We start from the raw sequence: 17,293 nt of genomic DNA, 5'->3' as shown, positions 1-17,293 counted from the left end.
CATCACAAATTATTTCATAGATTCATTGCAAAACACTGTTCAGGAGAAAAAACATGCTGATTGAACAGTTTATCTGTCGAGAAGATAATTTTGGTGTGCTCATTCATGATGAAAAAAGTGGTATGACAGCCGCAATAGATGCTCCAGAAAGCAAAGCGATTCATAACGCTTTAAAGCGCCGTAATTGGACACTTAACACTATTTTTGTGACTCACCATCATCACGACCATGTAGAAGCCCTAGCAGAATTAAAACAAGTTTACAATGCTATAATTATTGGACCAGAAGCAGAAAAAGAAAAGATTCATCATCTTGATCAAACACTTCACCATGATGAGAAACTTTTTTTTGGTTCTCACACACTTTTAGCTCTATCAACACCTGGCCATACGCTAGGAGCGCTATCTTACTATTTTTCTGAAAAAAAATTACTGTTTGCTGGAGACACACTTTTTTCACTTGGTTGTGGACGTCTTTTTGAAGGAACAGCTGCACAAATGCTAAATTCTTTAAAAAAACTTCGTAAACTTCCCGATGAAACACTCCTCTATTGTGGACACGAGTACACAAAAAATAACGCTCTTTTCGCGCTAACAATTGACCCACATAATAAAAAACTCCAGCAAAGAGTAGAAGATGTTTTTTTACTGCGCGCAAAAAATGCCATGACTCTTCCTGTCACTTTAGGGCAAGAAAAAACAACAAATCCCTTTCTCCGCTGGGATGATAGTGTGTTGCGAAGAAACCTTGTAATGGAAGAAGAAACAGATGAAGAAGTCTTTGCTGAAATTCGAAGAAGAAAGGATAATTTTTAACCATGCTTAAGTTCGTATTACGTTTGTTCCTCCTTTTTCTTTTCGTGATACATATTCAACTAACAAGGGCAGAGGAAAAGGAAACAGATAATTCTTCTCTTATATCATCTCTCATCGCAAATTATCCCTTAACAGAAGATTTTTTTTTAAAGCTGGAAAAAATTGAAAAAGAATGTAAAAATTTACTTCCAGAAACAAAAAATAATCTTATAAGTTATGATTCTAGTATCCATTCTAGTATTGAAAATTACGCTACCTATATTTCTAGTAAACCAAAACTTGTAAATATTTTAAAAGAAAATAATATAACACCAAAAGATTTTGCTTCAGGAACCTTAGCTCTTAAAGAAATATCAACGCTTCTCATATTTGTACCTGAAAAGGAATATTCTACTGAGAAAAATACTATATTTCTAAACAATCTTGAATTTGTTAAAAAACATTTTTTTAAAGCGACAATTCTTTTAGATAGCTGTGAAAAACTCATTTTGAGCAACTAATCAGCTATGAGACATTAAAAAATATCATCCCATTAATCTAATAAAAAAGTCCGTGCATTAAAAAATCACCGTGTTTTTATCATTCCTAATAATTGTGTTTATTTCGATTACATTTAACAAATGTTTTTCTAAAAATAAAGAATAACAGACGAAAAAATATTTATTGAAATTCAAAAAAGAAAGGATAATTTTAGTCATGTTTAAACTTCTATTGTGCTTTTTCTTCATTTTTTCTTTTGCATCATACGCTCAAGAAAAAAAACAAGAAATAGATGAGCTTTCTTTTATATCGCCTTTCATTGCAAATTATCCCTTAACAGAAGATCTTCTTTTAAAGCTGGAAAAAATCAAAATAGAATGTAAAAATTTATATTCAGAACCAGAACAAACAAATAAAAAAAGTGATTTAAATACTTATAATGATAATATTGAAAAATACGCTGCCTATATTTCTAATAATCCAAAACTTGTGAATATTTTAAAAGAAAATAATATAACACCGAAAGATTTTGTTGTTGCTCACCTAGCACTTCAAGCGACATTGTATGTACTTACTAATGAAGAAAATTCTACTTATGAAAAAAACTTTTTACCTTCAAGCAATATAGAATTTGCTAAAGAGCATATGTATAGAATAATAAAAATTTTAAAAGATAATTGTTAAAAAACCTTTTTAGAACAATTAATTAACTTTGTAAACGCCGACAAATTTCATCTAATTGTTCTAATGAAGAGTAATGTATTTTTAAATCTCCACCTTTTTTACCATGTCGAATAATAACTTTCATTCCGATCACATCTGCAAGTAATTTTTCTAAAGATTTTGTTTCAGCATCTTTCTCCGAATTGGTACGTTTTTTAGTTTTAGGATTAGCTTGCTCATATGCAAGTATTTCTGTTTGACGTACAGAAAGCCCTTCACGAATAATTTTCTCAGCTAAATCTTGTGGATTATCAACGGTTATAAGACAACGTGCATGACCTGCAGAAAGTTGTCCATCAGTTAAGAATTGTTGTACTTTTTCTGGAAGTTTTAACAAACGAAGCGTATTTGCAACATGACTACGACTTTTTCCTATAACTTGCGCTAAATCTACTTGCGTATAATCATGTTCATTTAGAAGCATCTCATACCCCTTTGCTTCTTCGATAGGATTAAGATCTGCACGTTGAACATTTTCAATAATTGCCAATTCCAAAGCCGTTTTATCATCTACATCGCGAATAATAACTGGCAATTGGTTTAAATTTGCACGTTGTGCTGCACGCCAGCGCCGTTCACCAGCAATCAATTCAAACCGATGAGGATGATCTCTTAAAGGCCTTACAATAACCGGTTGAACCACACCGTGTTGACGAATTGATTGTGTCAAATTATCAAGCTCTGTTTCAGTAAAATGACGCCGAGGATTATGAGGATTACATGAAATAGATTCAATTGGAATAAATTGCTCAGAAAGACTACCGGATTCATTTAATTTATCAAAGCTTGATGAACGTGCAAGATTGCTGTTTAAATTGATATCTCCAATTAATGCCGCTAATCCACGTCCTAGTCTTTTTTTTGAGAGATCATCATTCATAATTTTTCTCTTTGAATTTTTAGATTATTTTTTTATATTTTTAAGCAGCAGCGCGTGCTTGTTTTTCACGTTGAATCACTTCTGATGCTAGACGCAAATAAGCTTGACTTCCAGCACATTTGAGATCGTAAAGCAATACGGGTTTACCAAAAGAGGGCGCTTCTGATACTCTTACATTTCGTGGAATAACAGTACGATAAACTTTATCTCCCATAAAAGAGCGTACATCTTCAACAACTTGATTTGAAAGATTATTACGTCCATCATACATTGTTAGAACAATACCTTGGATCTCTAAAGATGGATTAAGTACGGATCGCACTTGTTTTACTGTTTCAAGTAATTGACTTAAACCTTCAAGTGCTAAAAATTCACACTGCATAGGCACTAAAACAGAATCCGCAGCCCCCATAGCATTAAGTGTTAAAAGATTAAGGGAAGGAGGACAATCAATTAAAATATAATTGAATTTTTTTTCCATTTCCGGATCATCATAGAGAGCTTTACGTAAGCGTTGTATGCGATCTTTTGATGAAGAAATTTCCATTTCCACACCTAAGAGATCAAGTGTAGAGGGAACTATATAAAGATTGGGTACGGCTGTTTTTAAAGCCGCCTGTGTAATTGAAACGCCCGAAACCAAAACATCATAAGAAGATAAAGGACGGCTATTACGATCAATCCCTAAACCTGTACTAGCATTACCTTGTGGATCAACATCCATAATAAGGACATTTTCACCAATAGCCGCTAAAGCTGTAGCAAGATTAATTGCTGTGGTTGTTTTTCCTACTCCACCCTTTTGGTTTGCAATAGCGATAATTCGTGTTTCGCTCATTTTGCTCTACCCTCTATATGATCGAATATGAGAAATTTCCAAAATAACAGAATTTTCATCAACTTTACTTTTATGTTTTAACAGATCAAAGTGCCAATTGGCAGAGGCATTTTTTATTTCTGTAGCGTAATCCCGACCTTTTTGCAAAAGAGCTATTGTTTTTTCTGTTAATAAAGGAAAAATGAGTTGTAAAAGAGTATCAAGCGGCGCTAATCCTCGTGCCGTTATAATATCAGATATGGGAATTTTTTGATATATATCTTCAATTCTAGCGTGATAAACCGTTGCTGGAAGATTAAGTTGAGCAATAACTGTTCGCAAAAAAGCAACTTTTTTCCCATTACTTTCAACAAGATTAATATGTCCTGCTTTTTTTTCTTTCAAAAAGATAGCAATCACAATTGCAGGAAAACCTCCTCCTGATCCTAAATCACACCAATGTAAAGAATGAGCATACAAAGGAAAAATTTGTGCTGAATCTAAAATATGTCGTGTCCATAGATCTGGTATAGTTGTAGCAGATATCAAATTAATATGTGCATTCCATTGAAGTATTAAAGACTCAAACTGCATTAAATTTTCCATCGTTTCACGTGAAACAGAAGGAATAATATTTAATAATTGTTGATATTTTTTTTCTGTAGAAAAATCCATTAAGCTGTTTTAGCCTTTTCACGCCGTTGACGTTGAATATATGTAATAATAAGTGATAATGCGGCAGGAGTCATGCCATCAATTTTTTGTGCATCAGCAATTGAACGAGGCGATACTTCTTGAATTTTTGATTTAAGTTCATTTGAAAGACCTGAAATTGCCTCAATATTAAGAGAAGAAGGAATTTCTAAACGTTCATCTCTTTGAAGAGAGGCAATATCTTGTGCTTGTTTATCTAAATAAACCGCATATTGTGCTTCAATTTCTAAAGCTTCAACTGTTTTAGAATCAATTTCTTGTAATTGTGGCCATAAATGTGAAAGACGCTCTACAGTCATATGAGGATATGCAAGAAAATCATAAGCCGAACGCCGAATTCCATCATGGTTAACGTGTAATCCATGAGCAGAAGCTTCATTAGGTGTTAAAAAGAGATTTTGACATATTGATCGTGCTTGATCAAGCCGTTGTTGCTTTTTCTGATAATAATCCCAACGTACTTTACTCACAATACCCCATTCTTTTGCCAAAGGTGTTAAACGCGTATCAGCATTATCAGATCTTAAAGATAAACGAAATTCAGCACGTGATGTAAACATTCTATAAGGTTCACAAACACCACGTGAAACCAAATCATCAACCATAACACCAATATAAGCAGTAGAACGACTTATAAGTATTTCATCTAATTTACCTACCTTGCGTGCAGCATTTAATCCAGCTAAAAGACCTTGTGCTGCCGCTTCCTCGTATCCTGTTGTGCCATTAATTTGGCCCGCTAAAAACAAACCTGGTAAAGAGCGTACTTCCAAACTTTTCGTTAATTGTTGAGGATTAACAAAATCATATTCAATAGCATAGCCAGGTTGCAAAACTGTAGCATTTTCCAATCCTTCAATGGTTTTCAATAAAGAAATTTGTACATCTTCAGGAAGAGAAGTAGAAAGACCATTTGGATAAACAGTATCATCATTTAATCCTTCTGGTTCTAGAAAAATCTGATGTCCATCACGTTCTCCAAATTTAACGATTTTATCTTCAATTGAAGGACAATAACGTGGTCCTAATCCTTCAATATTTCCAGAATATAAAGCAGAACGATAGATATTTTCGCGAATAATTTTATGTGTTTGTGCATTTGTACGCGTTATTGCACATTCAATTTGTGGCTGTTCAATTTTCTCTGTTAAAAGAGAAAAGGGAACGGGATTTTCATCTGCTTGTTGTTTTTGGAGAGTTTCCCAAGCAATTGTTTTTTTACTCAGACGAGCAGGGGTTCCTGTTTTTAATCGTCCAAGTTTTATATGATATTTTTTCAAATGTTCAGCAAGTTTCACACTTGACTGATCTCCCATACGACCAGCAGCCCATGTTTTATTACCAATATGAATAAAGCCATTTAAAAATGTACCTGTTGTTAAAACAACAGCACCAGAAAAAATTGTTCCTTGTTTTTTTAAAATAACACCTGATACACAATTATCTTTAACAACCAAATCAAGTACTTCATCCTCAATAAGAATAAGATTTTCTTGTTCTTTTAATAATTTTTGAATTGCTTCTCTATAAAGTTGTCGATCTGCTTGTGTCCGTGGTCCTCTTACTGCCGGTCCTTTACGTCTATTAAGAAGTCTAAACTGAATTCCAGCAGCATCTGCTGCTCTTCCCATGAGACCATCTAACGCATCTATTTCACGAACCAGATGCCCTTTTCCAAGACCACCAATAGCAGGATTACACGACATTGTTCCCAGTGCTGATATTTTATGTGTAACAAGCGCTGTTTTGGCTCCTACACGTGCTGAAGCTGAAGCCGCTTCACAGCCAGCATGACCACCACCAACAATAATAACATCATATGATCGCATTTAATTCATTCCGTAGAAAATTTCTAAGGTTTCACGTGAAACAGGATATAAATTACATAATCTTTATAATCTGTCTATGAAATAATCAATGTTTCACGTGAATCATTATTTACCAACACAAAACTCTGAAAAAATGATATCAAGCAAATCTTCAACATCAATATCTCCTGTAATTTTTCCAAGAAAATCACTTGCACGACGGAGATGTTCTGCACGTAAACTGAGATCAAAAGAATGATAATTGAGAGCAAACTCAATCTCTTTAACAGCTTCTTTTAATAATTGAAGTTGCCTTTTACGTGCTGGAACAATATTTCCAATTTCAGAACCACGATGATAACAAAATAATTCAAGTTCTTTGATAAAAGAATCAAAATTTAAACCAGTTAATGCGGAAAATTGTATAGACCAACGCTGATCATTTTTTTCATAAAGATCAAGCTTATTACCAACATGCCATATTTCAGCCGATGTTTCTGGTAAATCAACTTGCTTAGGATTTCCTATATCATAAACCAAAATAACCAAATCAGCTTCTCTAACATGCTGTTTAGCAACTTCTATTCCCATCTGTTCTATTTTATTTTCTGTTTTTCTAAAACCAGCAGTATCGGTTAAAAAAACAGGTAAACCACCAAGAATAATTCTCATTTCTAAAGCATCACGGGTTGTTCCTGCTTCTTCCGTTACAATAGCAACAGATCTTCCTGAAAGACGATTCATAATGCTTGATTTTCCAGAATTTGGAGCACCAGCAATAACAATTTTTAATCCATCACGTAAAATACTCGCACGTTCTCCTTCAGTAATATATTCCCTAATAGAAGTACAAAGATCCTCAACATCTTTCCAAACTTTATCAGATATTGCGTTGGGAATATCTGCTTCATCAACAAAATCAAGTTCTGCCTCAATAAAAGCACGCGCCTTCATAAGCTTATGACGCCAATCACGATAAAGCGTCGTTAAATGTCCACTTGTACCCATAACAGCTAAACGCCGTTGGCTTTCCGTTTCTGCTTCTATTAAATCAGCAAGACCTTCTGCTTGAACAAGATCTAATTTTCCTTCCATAAAAGCGCGACGTGAAAATTCACCTGCCTCTGCAATACGGCATCCAGAAAATGTTGACAATTCATCGAGAAAACGATTAACGACTGCTTTTCCTCCATGTAAATGGAATTCTGCACAATCCTCCCCCGTAAAACTATGAGGAGCAGGAAAAAAAACAGTTAAACCAGAATCTAAAAAACCACCATCACGAGCAGTAAGATTTCCATAATGCATAAAACGTGCTTTAGGTAAACGACCACAAAGCGTTTTAACTATATCCACAACATGAGGACCAGAAAGCCGAATGACTGCAACCCCTGAAGGTAACAATCCACTCGAAACAGCAAAGATTGTATCCACAGGTTTTATCCTAATAAAAACTTTAATGACTCTACGTATTCATTGAATCAAAAAATTCACTATTATTTTTTGTTTGCTTTAATTTATCAATCAAAAATTCAATTGCATCAGTTACATTCATAGATGCTAAAATACGACGAAGAACAAAAATTTTGTGTAAATCTTGTCGTTCTACCAGAAGTTCTTCCTTACGCGTTCCTGACTTTAAAATATCCATAGCAGGGAAAATACGTTTATCAGCAACTTTACGATCAAGAACAATTTCCGAATTACCTGTTCCTTTAAATTCTTCAAAAATAACCTCATCCATACGACTTCCTGTATCAATCAAAGCCGTTGCAATAATGGTTAAAGATCCGCCTTCTTCAATATTACGTGCTGCACCAAAAAAACGTTTTGGACGCTGTAGGGCATTTGCATCCACACCCCCTGTTAAAACTTTACCCGAAGAAGGAACAACTGTATTATATGCACGCCCAAGACGTGTAATAGAATCGAGGAGAATAACAACATCACGCCCATATTCAACGAGACGTTTGGCTTTTTCAATGACCATTTCTGCCACTTGTACGTGACGTATTGCAGGTTCATCAAAAGTAGAAGAAACCACTTCTCCTTTTACTGAACGCTGCATATCAGTAACCTCTTCTGGTCGTTCATCAATTAAAAGAACAATGAGATAACATTCAGGATGATTAGTGGTAATAGAATGAGCAATATTTTGAAGTAAAACTGTTTTTCCCGTCCGTGGTGGTGCAACAATTAGTCCCCTCTGTCCTTTTCCCAATGGAGATATCAAATCAATCACACGTGATGACATATCTTTCTCTGTAGGATCTTGTATTTCCATTTGAAAACGTTCATTTGAATAGAGGGGAGTAAGATTATCAAAGTGAATTTTATAACGGATCTTTTCAGGTTTTTCAAAATTAATTGTATTAATTTTAAGGAGAGCAAAATAACGTTCTCCCTCTTTTGGACTACGTATGGGGCCTTCAATTGTATCGCCTGTTTTTAAAGAAAACGACTGTATTTGTGCAGGTGAAAGATAGATATCATCAGGTCCAGGAAGATAATTAGCATCAGCAGAGCGCAAGAATCCAAATCCATCTTGTAAAACTTCGACAACACCTTCTCCTATAATTTCAACGTCTTGTAGAGCAAGTTTTTTCAAGATAGCAAACATTAGTTCTTGTTTGCGCATAAGGGAGGCATTTTCAACTTCTAATGTTTCAGCAAAAGAAACAAGCTCAACGGGATTTTTGCTTTTAAGTTCTTGTAGTTTCATTTTTTGCATGAAATATGCTCTTTGTAATTAAGGAGAAGATTGTTCTAAATAATTTATGGAAATTTATGAGTGAAATATTCTTTAAGAAAAAATATCCTACACTCAATTTTTTTAATCTGCAAGTACCATTTATATGAAATTTGTTCCTGTAATATTAAGTAATTATATGAAAAACTTGAAAAAATATAAAATCCAAATAGTATTTAATTATTTTAATAACAAAAATATGAGTTAAAATTATAGCATCAATGAAATGTTATTCAAAAGTATTTTTCACAGAAATTTATATTAATAAATTTATATTAAAGAAAGGATTATTCTTATTTATAACTGTGTTTAGTGTGGATTATTATTTATCCTCAATTTTATCCACAAAAGGAACTGAAAAAAGAATAAAAATAACACTATCTTAAAGATATTATCCCCTCTTTTTTATAAGAGGGATAAAATTATCACAAGCATTTAATTTGTGCATAAAAAAGGAGAATTTTTCATAAATTTTAGTTTTATAAAAAACAGTGAGAATATATACACATGTCTTAACAAGGAGTTAAAATTTTTGTGACAAAAGAAAAAAAATTCTTTCATTTACACATGCTTTCTGATGCAACGGGGGAGACATTAATTTCTGTTGGAAGAGCTGTAGCATCCCAATATGCAATGTGTCAGGCAACAGAGCATATCTATCCTATGATTCGTAATAAAATACAGTTACAAAAAGTTCTTGATGAAATACAACAAGAGCCAGGTATTGTTCTTTACACAATGATTGATGAAGAACTTAAACTACTCCTTCAAAAAAAATGCAAAAAAATAGAAGTTCCCTGTATTGATATATTGTATCCTGTTCTAAATGCTTTTCAGTCTTACCTTGGAATGCCAACTCATTTACGTGTTAGTGCACAACATGATCTTAATGCAGATTATTTTCGTCGTATTGAGGCACTGGATTTTACAATAGAGCATGATGATGGACAGTCTTCCAGCAGCTTATCTGAAGCGGATGTAATTCTTGTAGGAATTTCAAGAACCTCTAAAACGCCAACAAGCATCTATTTAGCAAATCGTGGAATCAAAACGGCTAATGTTCCTCTTATTCCAGGAATTGATTTGCCAGAATCTCTTTTAGAGGTAAAAAATTCTTTAATTATTGGTTTAATTGCTTCAGCTGAAAGAATCTCACATATTCGTCAAAATAGAGATTTAGGAGAAGGTTTTGCTCTTGATAATTATACTAATCGTATCAGCATAGCTGAAGAATTAATCCATGCAAAACGCATTTGCGAACGTTTTGGTTGGCCTATTATTGATGTCACGAGGCGCTCTATTGAAGAAACTGCTGCTGCAATATTTGAACTTTTATCACGATTTCGTGAAGGAAAGTGAGAGAAAATCCTCATGGACGCAGATACGTTAATATTAGCATCTCTTAGTTTTTATCGTGCACAGTTGTTGAAAAAGGCAGGTTTAAATTTTTTAATTGAAGGCGCTTCTTTTGATGAGAGAGAAGTAGAAAAAACAACAAAAGAAAAAACACCTAAAGAACTTAGCTGTTTTCTTGCAAGTGCAAAAGCAAAAAATGTTTCAGATCGTTTTCCTGATGCTTTCGTTATTGGTTGTGATCAAGTTCTTGATTTGGAAGGTAAAGTTTTTCATAAAGCAAGAAATATTAAGGAAGCACATCAACGTTTATGTGAGTTATCAGGAAAAACCCATTCTCTTCATAGTGCGGTAGCTTTATTTAAAAATGGTCAAAAAATTTGGGTTGAAGCTTTTAGTGCACATATGTCTGTACGTTTACTCTCGTTAGAATTTATTGAACGTTATTTAGCACGCGTAGGAAAAGATGTTCTAAACAGCGTAGGAGTATATCAAATTGAAGGAGAAGGGATTCATCTCTTTGAAAAAATTGAAGGAGATTTTTTTACCATTGTTGGTTTACCTTTGCTGCCTCTACTCATAAAATTGCGCCACTTAGGAATTATTGATGGTTAACTTAATAATAAAAAAGACAAATTATCCGCGTGCTTTTGTTGTTGGTTCTCCAATTCATCATTCAAAATCGCCAAGAATTCACAATTTTTGGCTTAAACAATATAGTTTACAAGGAGAATACCTTGCACAGGAAGTAACATCCGAAGAATTTAGTCATTTTATTGTTTCTTTACAAAAAATGGGCTTTTGTGGAGGAAATGTTACTTTGCCTCATAAACAAGAAGCCTTTCGTTTAGCAGATTATAAAGATGAGAGAGCAACAATGATTGGTGCTGCTAATACACTTTGGTATGAAGGAGATAAGCTTTGTGCCACGAATAGCGATGCCTATGGTTTTAGTGCTAATCTTGATGATTTTGCATCTGATTGGGGAGGGGAAACAGCTCTTGTTTTTGGGGCTGGGGGCGCTGCACGCGCTATCCTATATGCTTTAAAAAAACGCGGATTTGAACAAATTTATTTAATTAACCGTACAAAACAACGCGCTGATAATTTAGCTCAGCATTTTGGAAAGATCATTAAAGTTTACGATTGGCATAAAATCCATGAAATACTTCATCAAGCTGATTTGATTGTTAATACAACCTCTATAGGCATAAAAAGTCCAGAAGAAAAAAGTGATTCTTTTTTTTGTGATTTTCATAAAGCAAAAACAACGGCATTAGTAACAGATATTGTTTATACACCATTGATAACTCCTTTTTTACAACAGGCAAAGGCTTGTGATCTCAAAACGGTTGATGGGCTTGGGATGCTTCTACATCAGGCTGTTATAGGATTTGAACGGTGGTTTGGAATAAAACCACAGGTAACAAAAGCGTTAAGGACAGCCATTTTAGAGGATATGAGTGAAGAAAGAGAATGAAAATTATAGGATTAACCGGATCAATAGCTATGGGAAAATCAACAGTTGCTGATTTTTTCAGACAAGCGGGTATTTCTATTTTTAGTGCTGATGAGGCGGTACAACAACTCTATAAAAGTGAGCCAGTTTTGTCACTCATAGAGCGTATTTTTCCTAGTGTTGTTGAAAACGATGAAGTTAACCGTTTGAAACTTTCTGAAATTTTGATTGATGATAAGGAAAAATTACAAACATTAGAAAAAATAATTCATCCTTTGGTGCAAGAAAAAGAAAAAGAATTTATTGATACAGCGCGCAAACAAGGGGAAAAATTAGTTATTCTTGATATTCCACTTCTGTTTGAAACAAATGGTGAAAATCGTGTAGATAGCGTTATTGTTGTTTCTGCTCCACCAGAAATACAAAAAGAACGTGTAATGATTCGCCAAGGTATGAATGAGAAAAAATTTGCCTTTATCAATGCCCAACAAATGCCCGATGAAAAAAAACGAGAACGTGCTGATTTTATTATTGATACAGGGAAAGATTTAGAAAATACCCGTCAACAGGTTTTTGATGTGATAAAAAAATTGCTAAAGAATTAAAATCATGCGTGAAATTATTTTTGATACAGAAACAACAGGTTTAGATAAAGAGAAAGATCGCATAATCGAAATTGGTTGTGTAGAAATGGTTGATCGTTATCTTACAGGGCGCCAATTTCATGTTTATTTAAACCCTGAAGGCGTTATTATTCCTGATGAAGTTGTAGCAATTCACGGATTAACCAATGAACGCCTAAAAAACGAGAAAAGTTTTAGTGATATTGTTGATGAATTTTTGGAATTTATTAATGGCGCGACAATGATTGCGCATAATGCGAGTTTTGATATTGGTTTTATTAATGCAGAATTAAAACGCGTCAATAAGCCGCTCATCAGTGTTGATAATATTCTTGATACATTGGCTATGGCACGGCGTAAATTCCCTATGGGTCCTAATTCTCTTGATATTTTATGCAAACGTTTTGGAATTGATAACAGCCATCGTGTTCTTCATGGTGCTTTACTTGATGCAGAGATTTTGGCCGATGTTTATATTGAATTGATTGGTGGAAAGCAGGGCATATTGGGTTTTGATAACAGAAAGAGTGTTGATGAACATACTCAAAGTGACAAAGATATGCCTTATGCAGTTAAATTTCGCCCACAGGCTTTACCTTCAAGATTGAGTGCGCAAGAAAAAAGATTGCATGCTGATTTTATCAATAAAATGGGTGAAAAAGCTCTGTGGAATAACTTCAAAGTTTATGAATAATATTCTTATCTTTTCTCTAAACAAGCTATTTAAGGTTAAAAATATAAAATATGGATACCAAAAAAAACGGTCGTTGTGGGGAGGGGAACACCACAACGACCTTGTCGTTACATTGTACCTCAGCTATCATAGGAGGAGCAAAATGAAAGCTATTAATCCTGTAACAGCAAAGAAAAGCTCTAGGTACTTAATATAAGTGCAACGACTTCATGTCTTATGGAAAGAAAAAATGGCTTTTTAGAGGCAAAGTAAAAAAATAAAATAAAAATGAAAAAAATATATACAGGTAATTTGTTTTTTAGCTGAAATGGAGAAATAAAATTGTCATGAAAGCAACAGATCATCTTTTGTTGGTTGACGGATCAGGCTACATTTTTCGTGCTTACTATGCTTTGCCACCTTTAAAACGTAAAAAGGATGGACTCCCTGTAGGAGCGGTAGCTGGTTTTTGTAATATGTTATGGAAATTACTTTGTGATGCTCGTAATACAGCTATGGGTATTGTTCCAACACATTTTGCTGTTATTTTTGATTATTCATCTGATACTTTTCGGAAACAAATTTATCCTCAATATAAAGCGAATCGCGCTGAACCTCCTGAAGATCTAATTCCTCAATTTTCTCTGATACGCCAAGCAACAAAAGCTTTTAATTTGCCTTGTATTGAAAAGGAAGGTTTTGAAGCGGATGATTTAATTGCTACTTATGCAAAATTGGCAACGAAGGTTGGGGCAAAGACAACCATTATCTCTTCTGATAAGGATCTTATGCAACTCGTAAATACACATGTGTCCTTGTATGATGGAATGAAAGACAAGCATATAGGTATTTCAGAAGTTATAGAAAAATGGGGTGTTGAACCTGAAAAAATGATTGATTTACAAGCTTTGATCGGAGATTCAACGGATAATATACCGGGTATTCCAGGCATTGGTCCCAAAACTGCAGCCCAGTTGTTAAATGAATTTGGTTCTCTTGATCTTTTATTGCAACGCGTAACAGAAATTAAACAAACAAAACGGCGTGAAAACATTCAAGCTTATAGAGAACAAGTTAAAATGTCTCGTGAGCTTGTTAGGCTTAAAACAGATGTCCCTATAGACAGTGATTTAGATGATTTTATTTTGGAGCCACAAAATGGTCCGCGTTTAATTGCTTTTTTGAAAGCGATGGAGTTTTCAACATTAACGCGTCGCATAGCAGAGGCAACAACATGCGATGCAGCTGTTATTGATGCACTTGATATAGATGTTGAATGGGAAAAACTAAGCTATGGACATGATTTAGATATAAAAAATACTGAACGTGCATCTTTTCATAATTTTTCTGAAAATTCTCCACAAGTTTTTGCACAAAAACGTAAAGATCAAGCACTGTCTCAAAAAATTACAAGAGATACTTACACAACGATTCTTGAGGAGGAAACTTTAAAAGAATGGTTATGGCAAGCACAAGAACAGGGCTTTTTTGCTTTTGATACTGAAACAACCTCTCTTGATCCGATGCAAGCAAAGCTTGTTGGTTTTTCACTGGCATTACAACCAGGAAAAGCAGCCTATATACCACTTGAACATTTTGAGGAAAAAGAGGACCTTTTAAGGGATGGGCGTATTGCCTCGCAGATTGAGACCCAAAAAGCTTTGGCACTTTTAAAACCGCTATTAGAAGATTCAGCGGTGTTAAAAATTGGTCAGAATATAAAATATGATTGGTTGGTGATGAAGCAATACGACATTGTTATACGTTCTTTTGATGACACTATGCTTTTGTCATATGCTTTTGATGCTGGAACTTTAACCCATAATATGGATGATTTGTCTGAACGTTGGCTTGGACATAAACCAATTGCCTATAAGGATTTAACGCATAAAGGAAAAAAAATTACTTCTTTTGCACAAGTAGATTTAAAACAAGCTACCCTTTATGCGGCGGAAGATGCCGATATAACGCTACGCCTTTGGCAAGTTTTGAAACCGCAACTTGTTGCTCAGAAGATGACAAAAATTTATGATCGCCTTGATCGACCACTCATAGAAGTTCTTGCAAGAATGGAAGAACGCGGGATTCTTGTTGATAGGCAGATTTTATTGCGCCTTTCAGGAGAATTGGCGCAAGCTACTTTGATTCTAGAAGAGGAAATTTACAAACAAGCTGGTGAAAAGTTTAATATTGCTTCGCCAAAGCAATTGGGGGATATCCTTTTTGGCAAAATGGGATTACCTGGAGGCGCTAAAACCAAGGGCGGACAATGGTCAACTTCTGCACAGACCTTAGAAGAGTTGTCTGCTGAAGGTCATCTATTACCGCGTAAAATTATTGAGTGGCGTCAACTTGCAAAGCTAAAATCTACCTATGCCGATGCTTTGCCTTCTTATATTTTACCAAAAACAGGGCGTGTTCATACGAATTATTCTTTGGCAATAACATCAACAGGGCGATTATCATCATCAGAGCCAAATTTGCAAAATATTCCAGTACGAACTGCTGAAGGACGTAAAATTCGAACAGCTTTTATTGCTCCCAAAGGGCACGTGTTGCTTTCTGCTGATTATAGTCAGATTGAATTACGCATTCTTGCACATATTGCGGATATAAAAGCATTAAAAGAAGCTTTTGCTAAAGGTCACGATATTCACGCTATAACGGCGTCACAAATGTTTGGCGTTGCGATAGAGGGAATGCATTCAGATATACGACGACGTGCAAAAGCGATTAATTTTGGTATCATTTATGGTATTTCAGCTTTTGGCTTAGCCAATCAATTAGGAATTTCACGCCAAGAAGCGGGTCGTTATATTCAATTGTATTTTGAAAGGTTTCCAGGAATTAAAGATTATATGGAAAAGACAAAAAACTTTGCACGTGAAAATGGTTATGTAGAAACAATTTTTGGACGTCGTATCCATTATCCAGAAATAAAAGCAAAGAACGTAAAAATTCGTTCCCTTAATGAACGGGCAGCTATTAATGCCCCGATTCAAGGCTCTGCTGCAGATATTATTCGCCGCGCTATGATACAGATGGAAGATGTTTTAAAAGGAGAAAATCTATCCGCAAAAATGTTGCTGCAAGTACATGATGAACTGATTTTTGAAGTACCAAAAGAAGAGAGTAAAAAAACCATGGACGTTGTTAAAAATGTTATGGAAAATGCTACAATGCCGGTTTTATCTTTATCTGTACCCCTTGAAGTAAAAGTCATGACAGCTCAAAATTGGGATGAGGCACATTAACTTTTTTTATTTATTTTATGTTCAAGAACGTTCATGGCGTTGGCAAGATTAAGGTAGGCTTTTATAGGCAAATGATCTGAGGCAATACGTGCAAGTGGTGAATGATGATTTTCAATATTTGTTACCAATTGATGGGGAAAAGCAAAAACGCGATCAAGGGCTAAAAGAGGAAAACGCGAAGGAAAGCTTGGCACAACTTCAAGTGTGTTATCAAAATAGGGAGAAAAATGGTTCAAAGATGAGCCTTTTCCTATCCGCCATTCATTAAAATCTCCAATGAGGAGTGTAGGCATAAGGGAGCGTTTTTGCAAAATTGCAAGGAGCATTTTTGTTTGTTGTTTACGAGAATAACGTAATAAGCCAAAATGAGCCGCAATAATACGAATAGGGCCTGCTTGCATTTCCAATTCTACAATTACAGCCCCACGTGGTTCAATACCAGGAAGAGTGACTTGTAAAGTTTCACGTACATATCCCTTTCGCAAAAAAAGAGCGTTCCCATGCCAACCATGACCATGAGGTGACATGGTATTGAGAGGCACAGGAATCAAGCCAGTTTCAGCTTTTAATAGCTGAAGATTAATCAAGCCAACGCGCTCTCCAAAACGTTTATCTGCTTCTTGAAGAGCAAGGATATCAACTTGTAATTCATTAATAACACGTACAATACGTGTAGGATTAAAAATTTTATCAATACCTACACATTTATGCACATTATAGGAAGCAACGGTTAGATCATAATTATCATTTGGCTTGATGATGTTTGGTTGATGATGAGAGCGGCTATAGATTGCCTTTAAAAGGGAATTATGGAGCTTTTGTTGGATAAAACCGGTAAACCAAGGAAACTTTTGCTTGTAAGGTATTTTTGTCATTTTGCGAAAAGAATATAATCTCTAAGAGGCAAAGGGTAAAAACTTACACTAAAAACAAAAGAACCTTGTT

At 34.7% G+C, this 17,293-nt stretch carries 16 protein-coding genes; 9 read left to right on the top strand and 7 right to left on the bottom strand.

Features of this window, described 5'->3' with window-relative positions; genetic code table 11:
• Positions 1–53: 53 nt before the first annotated feature.
• The 3 genes from gloB to ACFIN0_RS00795 all read left to right on the top strand — a co-directional run bounded on the left by gloB (position 54) and on the right by ACFIN0_RS00795 (position 1,979).
• The gene (gene gloB, locus ACFIN0_RS00805; RefSeq protein ID WP_375606087.1) at positions 54–815 is read left to right on the top strand and encodes a hydroxyacylglutathione hydrolase; all 762 of its coding nucleotides are present in this window, start codon (positions 54–56) and stop codon (positions 813–815) included.
• A gap of 2 nt (positions 816–817) precedes the next feature.
• A complete protein-coding gene (locus ACFIN0_RS00800) occupies positions 818–1,315 on the top strand; it encodes a hypothetical protein (RefSeq protein ID WP_375701702.1) in 498 nt (165 codons plus the stop codon).
• A gap of 196 nt (positions 1,316–1,511) precedes the next feature.
• On the top strand, positions 1,512–1,979 hold the full coding sequence (locus ACFIN0_RS00795) for a hypothetical protein (RefSeq protein ID WP_375701701.1): 468 nt from the start codon (positions 1,512–1,514) through the stop codon (positions 1,977–1,979).
• A gap of 22 nt (positions 1,980–2,001) precedes the next feature.
• Here ACFIN0_RS00795 and ACFIN0_RS00790 read toward each other — a convergent pair whose 3' ends face one another.
• From ACFIN0_RS00790 to rho, 6 genes are all read right to left on the bottom strand, one after another.
• Positions 2,002–2,898: a ParB/RepB/Spo0J family partition protein gene (locus tag ACFIN0_RS00790; protein ID WP_375701700.1), complete on the bottom strand. Its 897-nt coding sequence runs from the start codon at positions 2,896–2,898 to the stop codon at positions 2,002–2,004.
• 40 nt (positions 2,899–2,938) lie between these two features.
• Positions 2,939–3,736 carry a ParA family protein gene (locus ACFIN0_RS00785; protein ID WP_375701699.1) on the bottom strand — a complete coding sequence of 266 codons (798 nt, stop codon included), beginning with the start codon at positions 3,734–3,736 and terminating at the stop codon, positions 2,939–2,941.
• Between the two features lie 6 nt (positions 3,737–3,742).
• Positions 3,743–4,390: a 16S rRNA (guanine(527)-N(7))-methyltransferase RsmG gene (gene rsmG, locus ACFIN0_RS00780; protein ID WP_375607902.1), complete on the bottom strand. Its 648-nt coding sequence runs from the start codon at positions 4,388–4,390 to the stop codon at positions 3,743–3,745.
• Entirely contained in the window at positions 4,390–6,258 is a 1,869-nt protein-coding gene (gene mnmG, locus ACFIN0_RS00775; protein WP_375609982.1) for a tRNA uridine-5-carboxymethylaminomethyl(34) synthesis enzyme MnmG, read from the bottom strand. Before mnmG ends, rsmG begins: the two co-directional genes overlap by 1 nt.
• Before the next feature lie 105 nt (positions 6,259–6,363).
• Positions 6,364–7,671: a tRNA uridine-5-carboxymethylaminomethyl(34) synthesis GTPase MnmE gene (mnmE, locus tag ACFIN0_RS00770; RefSeq protein ID WP_375609983.1), complete on the bottom strand. Its 1,308-nt coding sequence runs from the start codon at positions 7,669–7,671 to the stop codon at positions 6,364–6,366.
• 31 nt (positions 7,672–7,702) lie between these two features.
• The gene (gene rho / locus ACFIN0_RS00765) at positions 7,703–8,968 is read right to left on the bottom strand and encodes a transcription termination factor Rho (RefSeq protein ID WP_015857121.1); all 1,266 of its coding nucleotides are present in this window, start codon (positions 8,966–8,968) and stop codon (positions 7,703–7,705) included.
• Positions 8,969–9,520: 552 nt separating this feature from the next.
• On the opposite strand from rho, the gene ACFIN0_RS00760 reads away from it, so the two are divergent.
• The 6 genes from ACFIN0_RS00760 to polA all read left to right on the top strand — a co-directional run bounded on the left by ACFIN0_RS00760 (position 9,521) and on the right by polA (position 16,348).
• Positions 9,521–10,345 (top strand): pyruvate, water dikinase regulatory protein, encoded by an 825-nt coding sequence (locus ACFIN0_RS00760; RefSeq protein WP_375606095.1) that lies wholly within the window; start codon positions 9,521–9,523, stop codon positions 10,343–10,345.
• A 12-nt stretch (positions 10,346–10,357) separates the two neighbouring features.
• Positions 10,358–10,954, top strand: coding sequence for a Maf family nucleotide pyrophosphatase (locus ACFIN0_RS00755; protein WP_375606096.1), 597 nt, complete (start codon positions 10,358–10,360; stop codon positions 10,952–10,954).
• The gene (locus ACFIN0_RS00750) at positions 10,947–11,819 is read left to right on the top strand and encodes a shikimate dehydrogenase (protein ID WP_375606097.1); all 873 of its coding nucleotides are present in this window, start codon (positions 10,947–10,949) and stop codon (positions 11,817–11,819) included. Before ACFIN0_RS00755 ends, ACFIN0_RS00750 begins: the two co-directional genes overlap by 8 nt.
• Positions 11,816–12,403, top strand: a complete 588-nt coding sequence (gene coaE / locus ACFIN0_RS00745; RefSeq protein WP_375606098.1) for a dephospho-CoA kinase — start codon at positions 11,816–11,818, stop codon at positions 12,401–12,403. Before ACFIN0_RS00750 ends, coaE begins: the two co-directional genes overlap by 4 nt.
• A gap of 4 nt (positions 12,404–12,407) precedes the next feature.
• Complete coding sequence (gene dnaQ, locus ACFIN0_RS00740; RefSeq protein ID WP_375606099.1) at positions 12,408–13,115, top strand: DNA polymerase III subunit epsilon; 708 nt, start codon at positions 12,408–12,410, stop codon at positions 13,113–13,115.
• A 326-nt stretch (positions 13,116–13,441) separates the two neighbouring features.
• Positions 13,442–16,348: a DNA polymerase I gene (gene polA / locus ACFIN0_RS00735; protein ID WP_375701698.1), complete on the top strand. Its 2,907-nt coding sequence runs from the start codon at positions 13,442–13,444 to the stop codon at positions 16,346–16,348.
• On the opposite strand, the gene ACFIN0_RS00730 is transcribed toward polA, so the two are convergent.
• Positions 16,345–17,223, bottom strand: a complete 879-nt coding sequence (locus tag ACFIN0_RS00730; protein ID WP_375609987.1) for an endonuclease/exonuclease/phosphatase family protein — start codon at positions 17,221–17,223, stop codon at positions 16,345–16,347. The two genes, polA and ACFIN0_RS00730, sit on opposite strands and share 4 nt — an antisense overlap.
• Between the last annotated feature and the right edge of the window lie 70 nt (positions 17,224–17,293).

Source organism: Bartonella sp. AA89HNZF, assembly GCF_042196905.1.
Taxonomy (GTDB): Bacteria; Pseudomonadota; Alphaproteobacteria; order Rhizobiales; family Rhizobiaceae; genus Bartonella.
This window is presented reverse-complemented; position numbering and strand designations above follow the sequence as displayed.